Origin of the sequence: Arthrobacter sp. zg-Y40 (genome assembly GCF_020731535.1) — a bacterium.
Lineage (GTDB): Bacteria > Actinomycetota > Actinomycetes > Actinomycetales > Micrococcaceae > Arthrobacter_B.
This window is the reverse complement of record NZ_JAJFZS010000014.1, coordinates 121214-135580: the sequence shown is the minus strand read 5'-3', so window position 1 is coordinate 135580 and position 14367 is coordinate 121214. Positions and strand designations below refer to the sequence as shown.

Annotated in this window: 12 protein-coding genes; 5 read left to right on the top strand and 7 right to left on the bottom strand. The window is 67.9% G+C overall.

What is annotated here, in order from left to right; translation table 11 throughout:
* The first annotated feature begins 1 nt into the window (after window position 1).
* The 3 genes from LJ754_RS14540 (at window position 2) to LJ754_RS14530 (ending at window position 2281) form a co-directional block, all read left to right on the top strand.
* Complete coding sequence (locus LJ754_RS14540; RefSeq protein WP_227927117.1) at window positions 2-1213, top strand: acyl-CoA dehydrogenase family protein; 1212 nt, start codon at window positions 2-4, stop codon at window positions 1211-1213.
* A 234-nt stretch (window positions 1214-1447) separates the two neighbouring features.
* Complete coding sequence (locus LJ754_RS14535) at window positions 1448-1900, top strand: hypothetical protein (protein ID WP_227913109.1); 453 nt, start codon at window positions 1448-1450, stop codon at window positions 1898-1900.
* Window positions 1901-1975: 75 nt separating this feature from the next.
* Window positions 1976-2281, top strand: a complete 306-nt coding sequence (locus LJ754_RS14530) for a hypothetical protein (protein ID WP_227927116.1) — start codon at window positions 1976-1978, stop codon at window positions 2279-2281.
* Between the two features lie 44 nt (window positions 2282-2325).
* On the opposite strand, the gene LJ754_RS14525 is transcribed toward LJ754_RS14530, so the two are convergent.
* Window positions 2326-3228 carry an RluA family pseudouridine synthase gene (locus LJ754_RS14525; protein ID WP_227927244.1) on the bottom strand — a complete coding sequence of 301 codons (903 nt, stop codon included), beginning with the start codon at window positions 3226-3228 and terminating at the stop codon, window positions 2326-2328.
* Window positions 3229-3307: 79 nt separating this feature from the next.
* On the opposite strand from LJ754_RS14525, the gene LJ754_RS14520 reads away from it, so the two are divergent.
* Window positions 3308-4849: a SulP family inorganic anion transporter gene (locus LJ754_RS14520; RefSeq protein ID WP_227927115.1), complete on the top strand. Its 1542-nt coding sequence runs from the start codon at window positions 3308-3310 to the stop codon at window positions 4847-4849.
* A 41-nt stretch (window positions 4850-4890) separates the two neighbouring features.
* On the opposite strand, the gene LJ754_RS14515 is transcribed toward LJ754_RS14520, so the two are convergent.
* The 4 genes from LJ754_RS14515 to LJ754_RS14500 form a co-directional block, all read right to left on the bottom strand.
* Window positions 4891-5808, bottom strand: a complete 918-nt coding sequence (locus LJ754_RS14515) for a serine/threonine-protein kinase (protein ID WP_227927114.1) — start codon at window positions 5806-5808, stop codon at window positions 4891-4893.
* A gap of 116 nt (window positions 5809-5924) precedes the next feature.
* The gene (locus LJ754_RS14510; protein WP_227927113.1) at window positions 5925-6473 is read right to left on the bottom strand and encodes a MarR family winged helix-turn-helix transcriptional regulator; all 549 of its coding nucleotides are present in this window, start codon (window positions 6471-6473) and stop codon (window positions 5925-5927) included.
* 157 nt (window positions 6474-6630) lie between these two features.
* The gene (locus tag LJ754_RS14505) at window positions 6631-7023 is read right to left on the bottom strand and encodes a GNAT family N-acetyltransferase (RefSeq protein WP_227927112.1); all 393 of its coding nucleotides are present in this window, start codon (window positions 7021-7023) and stop codon (window positions 6631-6633) included.
* Window positions 7024-7027: 4 nt separating this feature from the next.
* Window positions 7028-7624, bottom strand: coding sequence for a LysE/ArgO family amino acid transporter (locus LJ754_RS14500; RefSeq protein ID WP_227913115.1), 597 nt, complete (start codon window positions 7622-7624; stop codon window positions 7028-7030).
* Window positions 7625-7693: 69 nt separating this feature from the next.
* On the opposite strand from LJ754_RS14500, the gene LJ754_RS14495 reads away from it, so the two are divergent.
* Entirely contained in the window at window positions 7694-8560 is an 867-nt protein-coding gene (locus LJ754_RS14495) for a LysR family transcriptional regulator ArgP (RefSeq protein ID WP_227927111.1), read from the top strand.
* Window positions 8561-8565: 5 nt separating this feature from the next.
* On the opposite strand, the gene LJ754_RS14490 is transcribed toward LJ754_RS14495, so the two are convergent.
* Window positions 8566-9363, bottom strand: coding sequence for an Fpg/Nei family DNA glycosylase (locus LJ754_RS14490; protein WP_227927110.1), 798 nt, complete (start codon window positions 9361-9363; stop codon window positions 8566-8568).
* Window positions 9364-9398: 35 nt separating this feature from the next.
* Window positions 9399-14303 carry an ATP-dependent helicase gene (locus LJ754_RS14485; RefSeq protein WP_227927109.1) on the bottom strand — a complete coding sequence of 1635 codons (4905 nt, stop codon included), beginning with the start codon at window positions 14301-14303 and terminating at the stop codon, window positions 9399-9401.
* Window positions 14304-14367: the final 64 nt, after the last annotated feature.

Below are 14367 nucleotides of genomic sequence, written 5' to 3'. Positions count from 1 at the left end.
GATGACGGAAACGAACCCGTTCCCGGCCGAGGCCCTGCCCGATCTGCCGGACGCCGACTTTTACGCCTTTGAAGACCTGCTCTCCGATCCCGAAAAGGACAAGCTGGCGCAGCTGCGGCGCTTCCTTGCCGCGGAAGTGCTTCCGCACGCGGACACCTGGTGGAATGAGGCCCGGTTCCCCGCCGAGCTGCTGCCCAAGCTGGCTGAACTGGACCTGTCCACCCCCGTGCAGCAGGGCCACTCACCGCTGTTTGCGGGTCTCGTCATTGCGGAAATGACCCGTGCGGACACGTCCCTGGCCACCTTCTTTATGGTCCACCATGACCTGTTTGTGGAGGCCCTGCACGCCTTTGGGTCCGAGGAGCAGAAGGCCCGGCTGCTGGAGGACGCCCGCGCCCTGCGCATAACAGGCGCGTTTGCCCTCACCGAGCCGGAGCACGGCTCGGACGTGGCTGGCGGCATGGCCACCACGGCAGTGAGCGACGGCGACACCTGGGTCCTCAACGGTGCCAAACGCTGGATCGGCAACGGTACGTTCTGCGACTACATGGTGCTGTGGGCACTGGAACCGGAAACGGGCCGCACCCGCGGTTTCCTGCTCAACGCCAACCTGCCCGGGGTGACCCGGACCCGGATTGAAAACAAGACCGCGCTGCGCACCGTGCAGAACGCCGACATCTTCCTCGACAACGTGCGGGTGCCCGCGGCGGATCTGCTGGCCGGAGTGGAAAGCTTCGACGACACCAAGCAGCTGCTGCGCGGGTCCCGGATCATGGTCGGCTGGCAGGCCGTGGGCGCACAGCTGGCGGCGTTCGACGTCGCCCGGGCCTACGCCGTCGAACGCCTCCAGTTCGGCCGCCCGCTGGCTTCCTTCCAGCTCATCCAGCAGCAGCTGGTGCAGATCCTGGGTAACGCCGTGGCCAGCACCGGGATGCTGGCCCGGGTTACGGAGCTTGAGCACGGGGGATACGCGGGCGGCGAAGTAAGCGGAGGCATGGCCCGGGCAGCGCTGGCCAAGTCCTACGCCAGTGCCCGGATGCGGGAAAGCGTGGCGTTGGGCCGGAGCATCCTGGGTGGGAACGGGATTGTCACCGACTACCGGATGGCCAAGATCTTCGCCGACGCCGAAGCCATCTACACCTACGAGGGAACGTACGAGATCAACACGCTGATTGTCGGGCGGGACGTTACCGGGGTTTCCGCGCTGCGTTAGGCCTCTGCGGTTGTGCTGGCCGGCTCGGGTATGGGGGATTCCCCTCCGGTCCGGGAAAAATCGACCGGTTTGGGAAATCCCTGCCACTGCAAACCGGCGGGATTTCCCAAACTGGCAGCAGATTGTCCGGCAGCCCGGAAGAGGTCAGGTGGCAGAGTGCGTAAAGGATCAGTAGGCTTACTAAATGGGTCGCAGCAACGGCGGCCCGGTTTACCGGACCGAAAGGCATGGTTTATGAGCGAGCAGAGCATTCCTGACCCCGAGCTGGGCGACGATCCGGTCCTGGCCGACGACGTAGCCGCGGTTGCCACCCCCGACGAACTTTCGGTGGTCTCCGAAGACGAACTGCTGGAGCAGGACGAACTGGTGGACGCCGAAGACCTGACGTACCCCGGCGCCGCAGAGGACAACCCGGACAACTGGCAGGAAGATCCCCTGATCCGCGGAGAGGAGCCCCTGAACGAACCGGGCGAGCTCTCCGATCAGACCCTGCGGGACGAGACCGCCGAGGAACGCTTCCTCACCGGTGCCGACCAGGTTCCGCCGGAGGAGCCCACCATCGGTGAGGCAGCCAACGACGTCGACTTCGGTGACCCGACTGTAGGTGATGAGGAAGACGCAAGCGATGATCCCTCCCACCGCGGCGGCGATCCCCTTGCTGACTTCAATCCCGAAGAGCAGGTCTAGCCAGCATCAACCTGCCGGGTCCGGCAGCCTTGGTCCACGGACCGGCACCGGGCCCCGCGGCACTAGGCTGGAGCTATGCCTTCCTTCCGCGTCCAGCTGAACATCCTGGGACTAAAGCCGGGCAACCAGCCCGAGGCCGTCATGGAAACCGCGATTGCGGCGCTGGGCACAGCACACCACGTGGAAGCGAATCAGCTCGACATTGTGTCCGGGGTTCCGCGGATCACGCTGCGGTTTACGGTGCCGGATGACGAGTTCTCCGTGGAGAATTCACGGGCGCGCCGGGCAGCCATCAACATGCGTGCCGCCGTGGAGGAAGTCGCCAACGGGCAGGACCTGCGGGTGCTGCGGCGGATGCGCGGGCGCTGGACGGTGTTGTAACCGGCTCTTCGGCGGGAAATGCCAGCGACAGCCCGACAGCGTCCTCAGCCCGGGAACGCATCCAGGGTGAGGCGGCTGCGGTATTCCACCGGCTCCCGGGTCAGCGGATCGGTAAACCGCACGGATCGCGCCAGCAGCTGCAGCGGCTTCGAATAGTCGTCCGCCGCCTGCGGAAGCAGCTCCGGATAAAACGAATCGTTCAGGATCCCGATCCCCTGCGACGCCATGTGCACCCGAAGCTGGTGGGTCTTGCCGGTGTGCGGCAACAGCCGGTAGCGGCCCAGCCCGCCGGCACGTTCCATCAGCTCAATCCGGGTCTCGGCGTTCGGCTCGCCGTCGATTTCCTGCGCCAGAAGATACGTCCGCGACTTGATCATCCTGCTGCGCACAATCCGCGGCAGCTCAAGGTCCTCCCGCACCGGGGCCACGGCTTCGTACTCCTTCTCGATGCGCCGCTTCTCGAACAGCACCTGGTATTTGCCCCGGCTGGCGGGGTTGGTGGAGAAAAGCAGCACGCCGGCTGTCATCCGGTCCAGGCGGTGCATGGGAATAAGGTCCGGAATGCCGAGCTGGACCCGCAGCCGCACCAGTGCCGACTCGGCCACGTACATACCGCCCGGCGTCGTCGGCAGGAAATGCGGCTTGTCCACCACCAGCAGGTCCTCGTCCTGGTGCAGGATGCCGATCTCCACCGGAATCCGCTCCTCGGGCGGCAGTTCCCGGTAGTACCAAATGAACGTGTGCGCGTTCAGGGGCGTGGCCCGGGTCAGCGGAATCCCGCCCAGGCCCACCACCTCGCCCCGCTCAAAGCGGTCCACAATCCCGTCCGGATCCACATGGCCGAAGCGCTCCAGGACATAGTCCATGGCAGTTTCCCAGGGACCCTCGTCGGGCAGGCGCAGGCGGGTGGCATTAACTCCGTTGCGCACGGGTAGCGGGGATTGCATCACCATTTCAGGATATCCGGTGCCCGGACGTAAATTGGGTTGGGCGATTCCGCCCGCAGACCCCTTGGAACGGAGCCCGGTGGCCGCTAAACCAGTTCGTGCAGCACAGAACCCGCAAACCTCTTCCGAACCGGCACTCACACCGGAGGAACGCCAGTCGGTGCGGCGGACGCTGCGAACACCCAAGCTGCTCAAGACCGAGGTGCTGGCCGGATTGGTGGTGGCCCTCGCGCTCATTCCCGAGGCGCTGGCCTTCTCCGTCATCGCCGGCGTGGACCCGAGGATAGGGCTGTTTTCAGCCTTCACCATGGCTGTCACCATTTCCTTCCTGGGCGGCCGCCCGGCCATGATTTCCGCTGCGACCGGCGCCGTCGCCCTGGTTATCGCCCCGCTCGTGGCGTCCCACGGTGTGCAGTACATGATTGCCGCAGTGCTGCTGGCAGGGGTTTTCCAAGTGTTGCTCGCGCTGCTCGGTGTGGCTAAGTTGATGCGTTTCATCCCGCGCCAGGTCATGGTGGGTTTCGTCAACGCGCTGTCCATCCTCATCTTCATCGCCCAGGTGCCCGAGCTGCTGGGGGTGCCGTGGCTGGTGTATCCGCTCACGGCCCTTGGAGTGCTCATCGTCTTCGGGCTGCCGCGGCTGACGACGGCGGTGCCCGCGTCGCTGGTGGCGATTGTCGTCATCACGGCGATCACGGTGGCCGCTTCCATCGCTGTCCCCACCGTGGGTGACAAAGGCGACCTGCCGGACAGCCTCCCGTCGCTGCTGCTGCCGGATGTTCCCCTCAGCCTGGATACGTTGCAAGTGGTTTTTCCGTACGCGCTGGCCGTGGCCTTCGTGGGACTCCTGGAGTCGCTGATGACGGCGAAACTGGTGGATGACGTCACAGATACCCGGTCCAACAAGACACGGGAAGCGTGGGGTCAGGGGGTTGCCAACATCGTGACGGGCTTCTTTGGCGGCATGGGCGGCTGCGCGATGATCGGCCAGACCATGATCAATGTGAAGGGCTCCGGCGCCCGGACCCGGATTTCCACCTTCCTCGCCGGCGTTTTCCTGCTGCTGCTCGTGGTGGTCCTCGGGGACGTTGTGGCGCTCATTCCGATGGCCGCCCTGGTGGCCGTCATGATCTTCGTCGCCGTGACCAGCTTCGACTGGCACAGCGTCCGTCCGTCCACCCTCAAGATGATGCCCAAGAGCGAAACAGCCGTCATGCTGTCCACCGTGGTGGTGACCGTCTGGACCCACAACCTGGCCGCTGGCGTCGGCGTCGGTGTGCTGGTGGCGATGGTGCTCTTCGCTCGGCGGGTGGCGCACTTCGTGACGGTGGAGCGCAGCGTGGCGGAGGACGACGCCGGCAACGCGGCCGCCACCTATACGGTCAACGGCGAGTTGTTCTTCGCTTCTTCGAATGACCTCTACTCGCAGTTCGAGTACGCCCAGGATCCGGCGCGCGTGGTCATTGACCTCAGCAGCTCCCATGTATGGGATGCCTCCACGGTGGCGGCACTGGATGCGGTGGCGGAAAAGTATCGGCGGCGCGGCACTGAAGTGGAAGTAGTGGGGCTGAACGCGGCCTCGGGCAAAATGCGCGACCGGATGGCAGGCCGCCTGGGCTGATCTGGTAGCCGCATGACCGGTTCGCAGCCGGCGACCGCGGTTCAGGCGGCGTTGAGGTCCATGTCCCGGAATCCTGCCGGGGCGTCCTCAAACAGAGCCGACAGGGCGCGCCGGCACTGCTCCGCCGTCGGGCGTTCCTGCGGGGACAGTGCGGTCATAGCGGTGAGGAGTGACCGCCACCCGGCGGGCAGCGTTGACGGAATCTCCGGTGCCCGGACGGTCCGGGCCACCATGGATTCAACCTGCGGCAGGTCAAATGCCCGCCGCCCGGCCAGCGCTTCCAGCAGTACCAGGCCCAGCGAGTAGATGTCCGTGGCGGGGGTTAGCCGGGAACCGGTGACCTGCTCCGGGCTCATGTACGGCAAGCTGCCGTAGGACGAAGCGCTGCGGGCAGGCAGGAGCGTGCTGACGGCGGTGCCGAGGTCGGCGACTTTCGCGCCGGTTCCGGGGGCCAGCAGGATGTTCGAGGGTTTGATGTCGCGGTGGAGATAATCCGCGGCGTGGATAGCGGCCAGGCCCTCCGTAAGGTCGGCGCCAAGCTGTGCGGCGGCTGCGGGCGGCAGGGCGCCGCTCCCGGCGAGGTGCTGGCGGAGGTTGGGGCCCGGCACCAGTTCGAGGACCAGGAACGGCGTCTGCACTCCGGTCACGGGATGCCCGACGGTTCCGGTGGCAATCACCTGGACCACCCGCGGACTGCGCACCGCTGTGAGGGCTTCGGCCTCGCGTGCGGCTTCACGGCCCGACGGCGAGTGGCCCAGCGGAGCGGAAAAGATCTTCACGGCAACTTTGTCCAGGGTTGCCAGATCGGTGGCCCGCCATACATAGGCGGCCGTACCGCGGCCGATCGGCTCATCCAGGCAGAAGCGGCCCTCAATGAGTATGTGGGGGCTGAAACCGGAGCTGTCGGTCCGCGGCAGGGACGGTGCCTGGGACAGGTGTCCGGGCGCGCTTCTCGCCATGCTTCCCCCGATACATTAGTTAGCCTGTCTAGCTAGTAGCTCAACTAACCATAAATAGGCATACGCGGGCTGTCCAGCTGTATCGCGGCATGAGGTGGTGCGGACTACCTGGGCAGTTACTTGGTGGTACCGGCGGTTCCGGCGGAACCGTCCGGAGCGGGTTCGCCGGGTGTCCCGCCCAGAGCCTGCCGGAGCCGGGTCATAAACCGGATCACGGTATCGGCCTCCTCCGGGGATAGTTCTGCAGCTGCCTGCAGCATCCGCCCGTGCATGTCGCCTACGGTCTGCCGGACTTCTGTGTCGGAGACCTCGGTGGGGACAATCTCCCAGGCCCGGCGGTCATTGGGGCGGGCGCGCCGGCGCACATAGCCGCCCTTCTCGAGCCGGTCGATCAGTGCCGTGGTGGAGGCGGTGGAAATGCCCAGCAGCCGGCTCAGGTCCTTCGGGCCAAGACTCCCGCCGGCCTGCCGGGCCTGCATGAGGTAGCGCATGGCCAGCAGGTCATTCTCGTTCATCCCCATGGAATCCTGGGTGTGCCGGCGGACCCGGGTTTCCGCTGCCCGGTAGCTGCGCACTGCATCCAAAACGTCCCGGGCCCGGGGGTGTTCCGGGTCCGGGGAGTACCAGTACCCATTGCGTTCGGGGTCCTGCTGCGGGGTGTCCATTCAAATAATCCTAGCCCTGCTGGAAGGTAGCCCGCCTAGGGATCGCTGCGACACATTTCGGTTGTCCTGCCGCTTTGCGTTTCTGCTGCCGGTTTGAACCGGCAGCAGAAACGTGAATGGGCAGCAGAAACGAGAGCCGGCAGCAGGTTCGCCGCAGCTACAGGGTCAGGGCCATGCCCAGTGAATCCGGGGCGACTTCGCGGAATCCGTGCCGGGCGTAGAGGCGGCGCCCCGGAGGATCGGCCATGAGCGTGACCCATGCCCCGGCGGGTGCCTCGGCGCGGATGGTTTCCAGCAATGCCGTGAGTACGCGGTCGCCCAGGCCCTGCCGCTGGTGCCCGGGCAGGACGGCCATGTCTGCGATAAGGAAATACCAGCCGCCGTCACCGACCACCCGTCCCATGGCCACCGGCTGTCCCGTTCCGGCTTCCACGATGTGAGCCGCGGCCCAGCTGCCGGCAAGGGCCGCTGCTGCCTGGTCCGGCCGCTTAGGTGTCAAACCGGACTCGGTGCGCAGCCGCAGATAAGCGTCCACCGGTGGCGTCGACATAATGTCAGCGCAGGAGCAGGAGCACGGCCAGCGCCAGCATCACAATGCCGATCAACACGTCAAGGATCTGCCAGGTGCGGGGGCTGCTGAGGAACTTCGCCAGCGACCGGGCGCCGTAGCCCAGGGCCGAAAACCACAGGACGCTGCCGGCCACTGCCCCGGCCGCGAAGATCCAGCGGCCGCTGGTGCCGTATTGGTTGCCAAGGCTGCCCAGAAACACCACCGTGTCCAGATAAACGTGCGGATTCAGGTAGGTCAGGGCCAGCGCGGTGCTGACCACCGATCCGCGGGAACGGGGTTCCTGTGCGCCGAGCGAGGACGGCTTCAGTGCCGAGCGGATGGACCGGATGCCGAACCAGGCCAGATAGGCGGCGCCGGCCCAGCGCAGCAAATCCAGTGCCTGCGGGAACCTGGAGACCAGTGCACCGATACCGGCTGTGCCGCCCAGGATCAGGATGGCATCACTGAGCGCGCACAGCAGCACCACCGTGCCAATGTGTTCCCGCCGGATGCCCTGCCGCAGCACAAAGGCGTTCTGCGCGCCGATAGCCACGATGAGTCCAAGGCCGGTGACCATGCCGGTTGCCGCGATGCTCCACATATGTTCACCGTAACCAGCACGCTGAATTCAGGCCAACGAATTATTCTTCGGATACATTAGCTTTGCTTCATGAACCTCGAGCAACTACGGGCCCTGACCGCCGTCGTGGACGAAGGAACCTTCGAAGCGGCTGCCGAGCGCCTCCATGTCAGTCCGTCAGCGGTCAGCCAACGGATCAAGGCCCTGGAGAATGCGGAGGGGCAAATCATGGTCCGGCGCGGCATTCCGTGTAGTCCGACCGAGGCGGGGGCGGTCCTGCTGCGGATGGCGCGGCAGATACAGCTGCTGGAATCCGAGGCCCGGACGGCACTGTCCACAGGCACCGGAGCCGGAACGTCGACGCCGGTGGCCGTTAACGCTGATTCACTTGCCACCTGGTTCCGGCCGGTCCTCTCCGAAGCTGCCGCGTGGACGGACGGCACGCTGGAACTGCAGGTAGAGGACCAGGACCACAGTGCCCGGCTCCTGCGCAGCGGCGACGTCATTGGTGCCGTCACTGCCGATCCCGTGCCGGTCAACGGATGCAGGGCCGAGCTGCTGGGCGCCATGCGGTATCTCCCGGTGGCCACGCCGGCCCTGCGGCAGCAATACACCGGGGCGGACGGGGTCAGCTGGGACACCATGCCCGTGGTTCGCTTTAACTCCAAGGATGACCTGCAGGGGCGGTTCCTGGCGGCCCGCGGCGTCACCGGCCTTCCGCCGCGGCACACCATCCCGTCTTCGGAGGCGTTCCTGGCCGCGGTCCGCGCGGGGCTGGGCTGGGGCATGCTGCCGGAACTGCAACTGGGCACGGAGCTCGACGACGGAACCCTGGTGCTGCTGGACGGGAGCGCCTACGAGGATGTGCAGCTGTACTGGCAGGCCTGGAAGCTCGATTCGGAACGCCTGCGCCGCATCAGTGCCGCCATCCGGCAGGCCGCCGCCCGGCTCCGGTAGAAGACCTAACCCCGCATCGGCTGGCAGTGCGGGCAGTAGTACAGGTCCCGCAGCTCCAGCTCGTTATCGCCCAGCAGCTCATGGGCCACCTTGGTGCCGCAGCGCAGGCAGCCGCGTTTCTCCCGGTTATACACCCAAAGCTGGTCCCGCCCCATGGCGCCGGTGGTGATCCGGCGGGCGCGGGCTTTATTGACCTCTAGAAGCCGCTTGGACAGGTCCACCAGCCGCGGCAGGTCCGGCACGTCGGAGACCGGGGTCAGCGGGTGGACGCCGGCCAGGAAACACAGTTCGCACCGGTAAATGTTGCCGATCCCGGCCATGATCCGCTGGTCCAGCAGCGCCAGGCCGATGGGCCGATCCGGCTCGGCCCGCAGCCGGCGCAGCGCCTCCTGAGCGTCCCAGTCCGGACCCAGCAGATCGGGACCGAGGTAGCCGACGGCGTCCTCCTCATCCTTGCGGGCCAGCACCCGCAGGAAACCGAGGTCGAACCCCACCACCTGGTGCGTGGCGGTTTCCAGGACGGCGCGCGCCTTGAAGGCCGGACGCCGCCACTTCTCGCCGCGGGCGTAGACGTGCCAGAGCCCCTCCATTTTCAGGTGCGAATGCAGGATCCAGCCATCCACCGGATCACCGCCGCGGATCAGCAGGTGCTTACCGCGGGACACCACGTCCTGCACCGTGTCGCCGGTGAAGTCCGTGGTGGCGAATTTCGGCACGCGGATATCGCAACGGGTCAGCTCCTGGCCGGCCAAAACGGCGTTGAGGTCCCGGGCTGCCCGCCAGATGGTATCGCCCTCAGGCACGTCCCCTCCGTTCGCCGCGGACTGTTCCGCACATCTCAGACACGGTACCGCAGGCCTTTGGGGGTGGTGTAAAAACCGGCGGCGGTCAGCGCCCGGGCGGCCTCGGTGTCCAGGATGTCGGCGCCGTTGACCTTCTCAATGGCCATTTTCTCCGCCGCGCCGCGCCGGATAATCCGAACCAGGGCGGCGGCGGACAGTTCCAGCGCCGCCGGATCCTCCGTGAAGGTCAGCAGGGTCTTGCCGCCGCGCTCGGCGTACAGCGCCAGGTCCCCGTCGACCAGGACCACCAGCGCGCCGGCCTTCCGGCCGGGCCGGTGCCCGCCGTCCAGGGCCGGCCAGGGCAGGGCCGCGCCGTAGGGGTTGGCGGGGTCGGTGGCGGCCAGGGCGACGGCGGTGGGCTCCGGCTGCTTCAGTTGCGCGTCTTCGGAGAAGGAGCGCAGCCGGTCCACCGTGGCCGGGACCGCGAACTGCGCGGCCCCGAGCTGTTCAATGAAGTAGCCGCGCCGGCACCGGCCCATCTCCTCCAGCCGGGCCAGCACCCGGTAGAGCAGGGCGAAGCCGCCGGCCGTACCCTCGCTGGCAACGGAGCCGCGGGTGACCACACCGTAGCGGTCCAGCATCAGCTCCGCCGTGGCATGGGCGTGCAGGGTAGTGTCGGTTTCCACCGCCGGCAGCATGCTCCACCGGCCCGCCACCATGGGCGGGGCGTTGCGCAGCGTGGCGGCTGCGGTGCCGCCGCCGGCCAGCCGCAGGGAGTTGCCGGTCAATGAAGCGCCCGGCGCCCGGCCCAGCCGCCCCATCCGGGCGGTGCGGGCGCGTGGGGTGGCGGCCCGCTGCTTGTGCGCTGTTTTCCCTCCGGAGAGCAGGGAGCGCACCGGGGTGAAGGTGTCGTTGCTAATCCGTCCGGCCCAGACCAGTTCCCACAGCGCGGACACCACATTGGCATCGGTTTCCGCGGGACCGTTTCCGGCCAGGCCGTCGCTGAGCTGGCGGAAGAAATACGCGCCGCCGTTGCCCAGGACCTCCAGCAGCCGCAGGTGCAGGGCGCCCGGCTCGAAGTCCGGGGACGGAGCAAGAGTCAGGGGAGCGTTTTCGGCCAAGTGCAGGGAAATCCAGCCGTCGTTGCCGGGCAGGGAGCCGCTGCCGGACCAGATCACTTCGCCGGTGGCGGTCAGTTCATCCAGCATGGCCGGCGCATAGTCCCGCACCCGGGAGCCCAGGATCAGCGGTTCCCACGCCGACGCCGGGATGGGCACCCCGGAGAGCTGGTCAATAACGGTGGCCACGCCGTCGAGCCCGCGCAGCCCGGAACCCACGTTCTGCCAGGCCGGCAGGAACCGTCCGTAGGTGGCCGGGTCCACCGGTTCCACTTCGGAGCGCAGCGCCGCCAGCGAGCTGCGCCGCAGCCGCCGCAGCACCTCCACGTCGCACCATTCGGTGCCGCCGGGCGCGCCGGGCACTGTGACGGTGACCGGGGGAGTGGAGTCCACGCCGTCGTTCGCGTCCAGCAGCAGGGTTTCCGCGGGGCGGAACTCGCCCTCGGCCACCCGGCCTTCACCGGCCAGGCGCTGCAGGGTGCCGGTGACGACGGCGACGCCCAGTCCCAGCCGGGCCGCCGCCTCCGCCGCGGTGAAGGGCCCGTGCGTGCGGGCGTAGCGGCCCACCAGGTCACCGAGCGGATCGGCCACCGGCTCGATGAAGGCCAGCGGCACACCCATGGGCAGCGGGACGCCCAGGGCGTCGCGGAGCCGGGCGGCGTCTTCGATGGCGGCGTAGCGGGCAGTGCCGGCCATACCGATCCGCAGCGCGCGGTTGGCGCGGACCAGCTGGTCCAGCAGCTCTTCCGCGTAGCCCTGGGATGCCGGTTCCGGTGCGGTGCCCTCCGGTGCGGGTTCGGCCGGCTGCAGCCTTGCGGCGACCTCGGGGACGGAGAGCGGGCCGAGCAGGCGCAGCAGATCGGCCACGCCTTCGAGCCCGCGCACCTTCCGGTCCGGTGCCAGGCGCTGCAGCTCCTGCTCGATCCGGCTGATGATCCGTGCATCCAGCAGCTCGCGCAGTTCGGCCCGGCCCAGCAGCTCATTGAGCAGCGTGGGGTCCAGCGACAGGGCCGCGGCCCGCCGTTCGGCCAGCGGGGAATCACCCTCGTAGAGGAAGGCCCCTACGTAGCCGAACAGCAGCGAGCGGGCGAACGGCGACGGCGAGGGCGTGGTGGTTTCCACCAGGCGGATCTCGCGGCGTTCAATGCCGGACGCAATGTCCTTCAAAGCCGGCAGATCGTAGACATCCTGCAGACATTCGCGCACCGTTTCGAGCACGATGGGGAACGTAGGGTACTTTTTGGCGACATCCAGCAGCTGCGCCGAGCGCTGCCGCTGCTGCCACAGCGGGGTGCGCTTGGAGGGGTTCTGCCGCGGCAGCAGCAGGGCGCGGGCCGCGCATTCGCGGAAGCGGGAGGCGAACAGGGCGGAGCCGCCCACCTCGGCGGTAACGATGGAGTCCAGTTCCTCTGGGTCGAACAGGAACAGTTCGGCGCCGGGCGGTTCGTCTTCCATCAGCGGCACCCGCAGCACAATGCCGTCGTCGGAGGCCATCGCGGAGCCGTCCAGTCCGTAGCGGGCGTGCAGCCGCGCGCCCACGGCCAGCGCCCAGGGCGCGTGGACCGGCATGCCGTAGGGGCTGTGGAGGACGACCCGCCAGTCGCCGAGTTCATCGTGGAAGCGTTCCACCACCAGGGACTTGTCATTGGGGACCACATCGGTGGCCTGCTGCTGCTCGCGCAGATAGGTGATCAGGTTCCCGGCGGCCCACTCGTCCAGTCCGACGGCGGCCAGCCGTTCGCGGGCGGCGTCGTCGTCGGAGCCGGCCATCTCGCGCACAAACGCGCCCAGCGCCCGGCCCAGTTCCACCGGCCGGCCCAGGGAGTCCCCGCGCCAGAACGGCAGTTTGCCCGGCTGGCCGAAGGCGGGGGAGACCAGGACCCGGTCATGGGTGATGTCTTCGATCCGCCAGCTGGTGGCGCCCAGGGCGAAGATGTCCCCCACCCGGGATTCGTAGACCATTTCCTCGTCGAGTTCGCCGACCCGGCGGCTGTTCTTGCCCTCGGAATCGCCCACCAGGTAGACGCCGAAGAGTCCGCGGTCCGGGATGGTGCCGCCGGAGGTCACGGCCAGGCGCTGGGCTCCGGGCCGGCCGGTGATGGTCCCCTCGGTGCGGTCCCAGACGATCCGCGGGCGCAGTTCGGCGAATTCGTCCGACGGGTAGCGGCCGGAGAGCAGGTCCAGGGTGGCATCGAACGCAGAGCGCGGCAGGCCGGCAAACGGTGCCGAATTGCGGACGACGTCGAACCATTCCTCCACGTCGATGGAGCCCAGGGCGGCGGCGGCCACGGTCTGCTGGGCGAGGATGTCCAGCGGATTGGCCGGAATGGACAGCGGTTCGATCTGCCCGGCCAGCATCCGCTCGGCGGTCACGGCGGAATTGAGCAGGTCACCGCGGTGCTTGGGGAACATCACGCCCTGGGAAATTTCCCCGACCTGGTGCCCGGCGCGGCCCACCCGCTGCAACCCGCTGGCCACCGAGGGCGGGGACTCAACCTGCACCACCAGGTCCACCGCACCCATGTCAATGCCCAGTTCCAGCGAACTGGTGGCCACCACGCAGCGCAGCCGGCCGGATTTCAGGTCATCTTCAATCAGGGCGCGCTGGTCCTTGGACACCGAGCCGTGGTGGGCGCGGGCGAGCAGGGGAGTGTCGTCCTCCACCGCCAGGTCTGCGCGGCGCAGCACGGACACTCCGGCCTGCGCCATGATCTGGGCCGGCGGGCGGGATGTCCCGGGTTCGGCAGAGACGGCCGGCACCGGCGCGGCGTCGTCGGTCCCGGTGGCCGCGGATGCCGCTTCGAGCCGGAAGGCATGGATCTCATTAAGCCGGGCGGTCAGCCGTTCGGCGAGGCGCCGGGAGTTGGCGAAGACGATGGTGGAGCGGTTGGCCTCGATGAGGTCGACAATCTTCTCCTCCACATGCGGCCAGATGCTCGCCTGCGGGGCGTAGCCGCCCTCCGCGGTGTCTTCGGCGGCCGGAGCCCCGCCGAGGTCCGTCATGTCCTCCACCGGGACGGTGACGGTGAGGTTCCAGTTCTTTTTCGATTCGGGCGCCACAATCCGCACCGGCGCGTTGCCGCCCAGGAAGCGGGCCACGGTCTCATGCGGTTCCACGGTGGCGGAGAGCCCGATCCGCTGCACCGGCTTCTGAAGCATGGCGTCCAGCCGGGCCAGGGTCACGGCCAGGTGTGCGCCGCGCTTGGTGCCGGCCACGGCGTGGACCTCGTCCACAATGACGGTTTCCACCTCGGCCAGGGTTTCCCGGGCCTGGGAGGTGAGCATCAGGAAGAGGGATTCAGGGGTGGTGATGAGGATGTCCGGCGGCCGGGTCAGCAGTGCGCGGCGCTCATTCTGCGGGGTGTCGCCGGAGCGGACGCCCACAGTGATGGACGGAGCGGCCAGGCCCAGCCGCTTGGCGGTCTGCGTGATGCCGATCAGCGGGGAACGCAGGTTCCGTTCCACGTCCACGCCCAGGGCCTTCAACGGGGAAATGTACAGGACCTTTGTCTTGCGTTTTGGTTCCTTGGCGCGCCGGGAGCCGGACGCCTTTCCGGCCGCCGGCAGGGGAATGTCCAGGGTGGGATCCGCCGGCGTGGTCCGCGCGGCAGCGGCAATGAAGCTGTCCAGCGCCCACAGGAAAGCGGCCAGCGTCTTTCCGGAGCCGGTGGGGGCTACTACCAGGGCATTGGCGCCTTCGCTGACCGCATCCCAGGCGCCCAGCTGGGCGGGGGTGGGCGCAGCGAAGGCACCCTCAAACCATTCCCGGGTGGCGGGGGTGAATTTGCCGAGCACGGACCGGGCCTGCCGGGAAAGGGCTTGCACCGAGGACGCCGATGTCATGCCACTATTCTTCCCCACACCGCTGACAGTTTTCCCGCAGCCGGCCAGGTTTGGCTGCAGGCCG

Bases quoted from the DNA above. Each gene is read 5' to 3' on its own strand.
- LJ754_RS14540 (WP_227927117.1), top strand. From the start codon at position 2: ATGACGGAAACGAACCCGTTCCCGGCCGAGGCCCTGCCCGATCTGCCG.
- LJ754_RS14535 (WP_227913109.1), top strand. From the start codon at position 1,448: ATGAGCGAGCAGAGCATTCCTGACCCCGAGCTGGGCGACGATCCGGTC.
- LJ754_RS14530 (WP_227927116.1), top strand. From the start codon at position 1,976: ATGCCTTCCTTCCGCGTCCAGCTGAACATCCTGGGACTAAAGCCGGGC.
- LJ754_RS14525 (WP_227927244.1), bottom strand. From the start codon at position 3,228: ATGCAATCCCCGCTACCCGTGCGCAACGGAGTTAATGCCACCCGCCTG.
- LJ754_RS14515 (WP_227927114.1), bottom strand. From the start codon at position 5,808: ATGGCGAGAAGCGCGCCCGGACACCTGTCCCAGGCACCGTCCCTGCCG.
- LJ754_RS14510 (WP_227927113.1), bottom strand. From the start codon at position 6,473: ATGGACACCCCGCAGCAGGACCCCGAACGCAATGGGTACTGGTACTCC.
- LJ754_RS14505 (WP_227927112.1), bottom strand. From the start codon at position 7,023: ATGTCGACGCCACCGGTGGACGCTTATCTGCGGCTGCGCACCGAGTCC.
- LJ754_RS14500 (WP_227913115.1), bottom strand. From the start codon at position 7,624: ATGTGGAGCATCGCGGCAACCGGCATGGTCACCGGCCTTGGACTCATC.
- LJ754_RS14495 (WP_227927111.1), top strand. From the start codon at position 7,694: ATGAACCTCGAGCAACTACGGGCCCTGACCGCCGTCGTGGACGAAGGA.
- LJ754_RS14485 (WP_227927109.1), bottom strand. From the start codon at position 14,303: ATGACATCGGCGTCCTCGGTGCAAGCCCTTTCCCGGCAGGCCCGGTCC.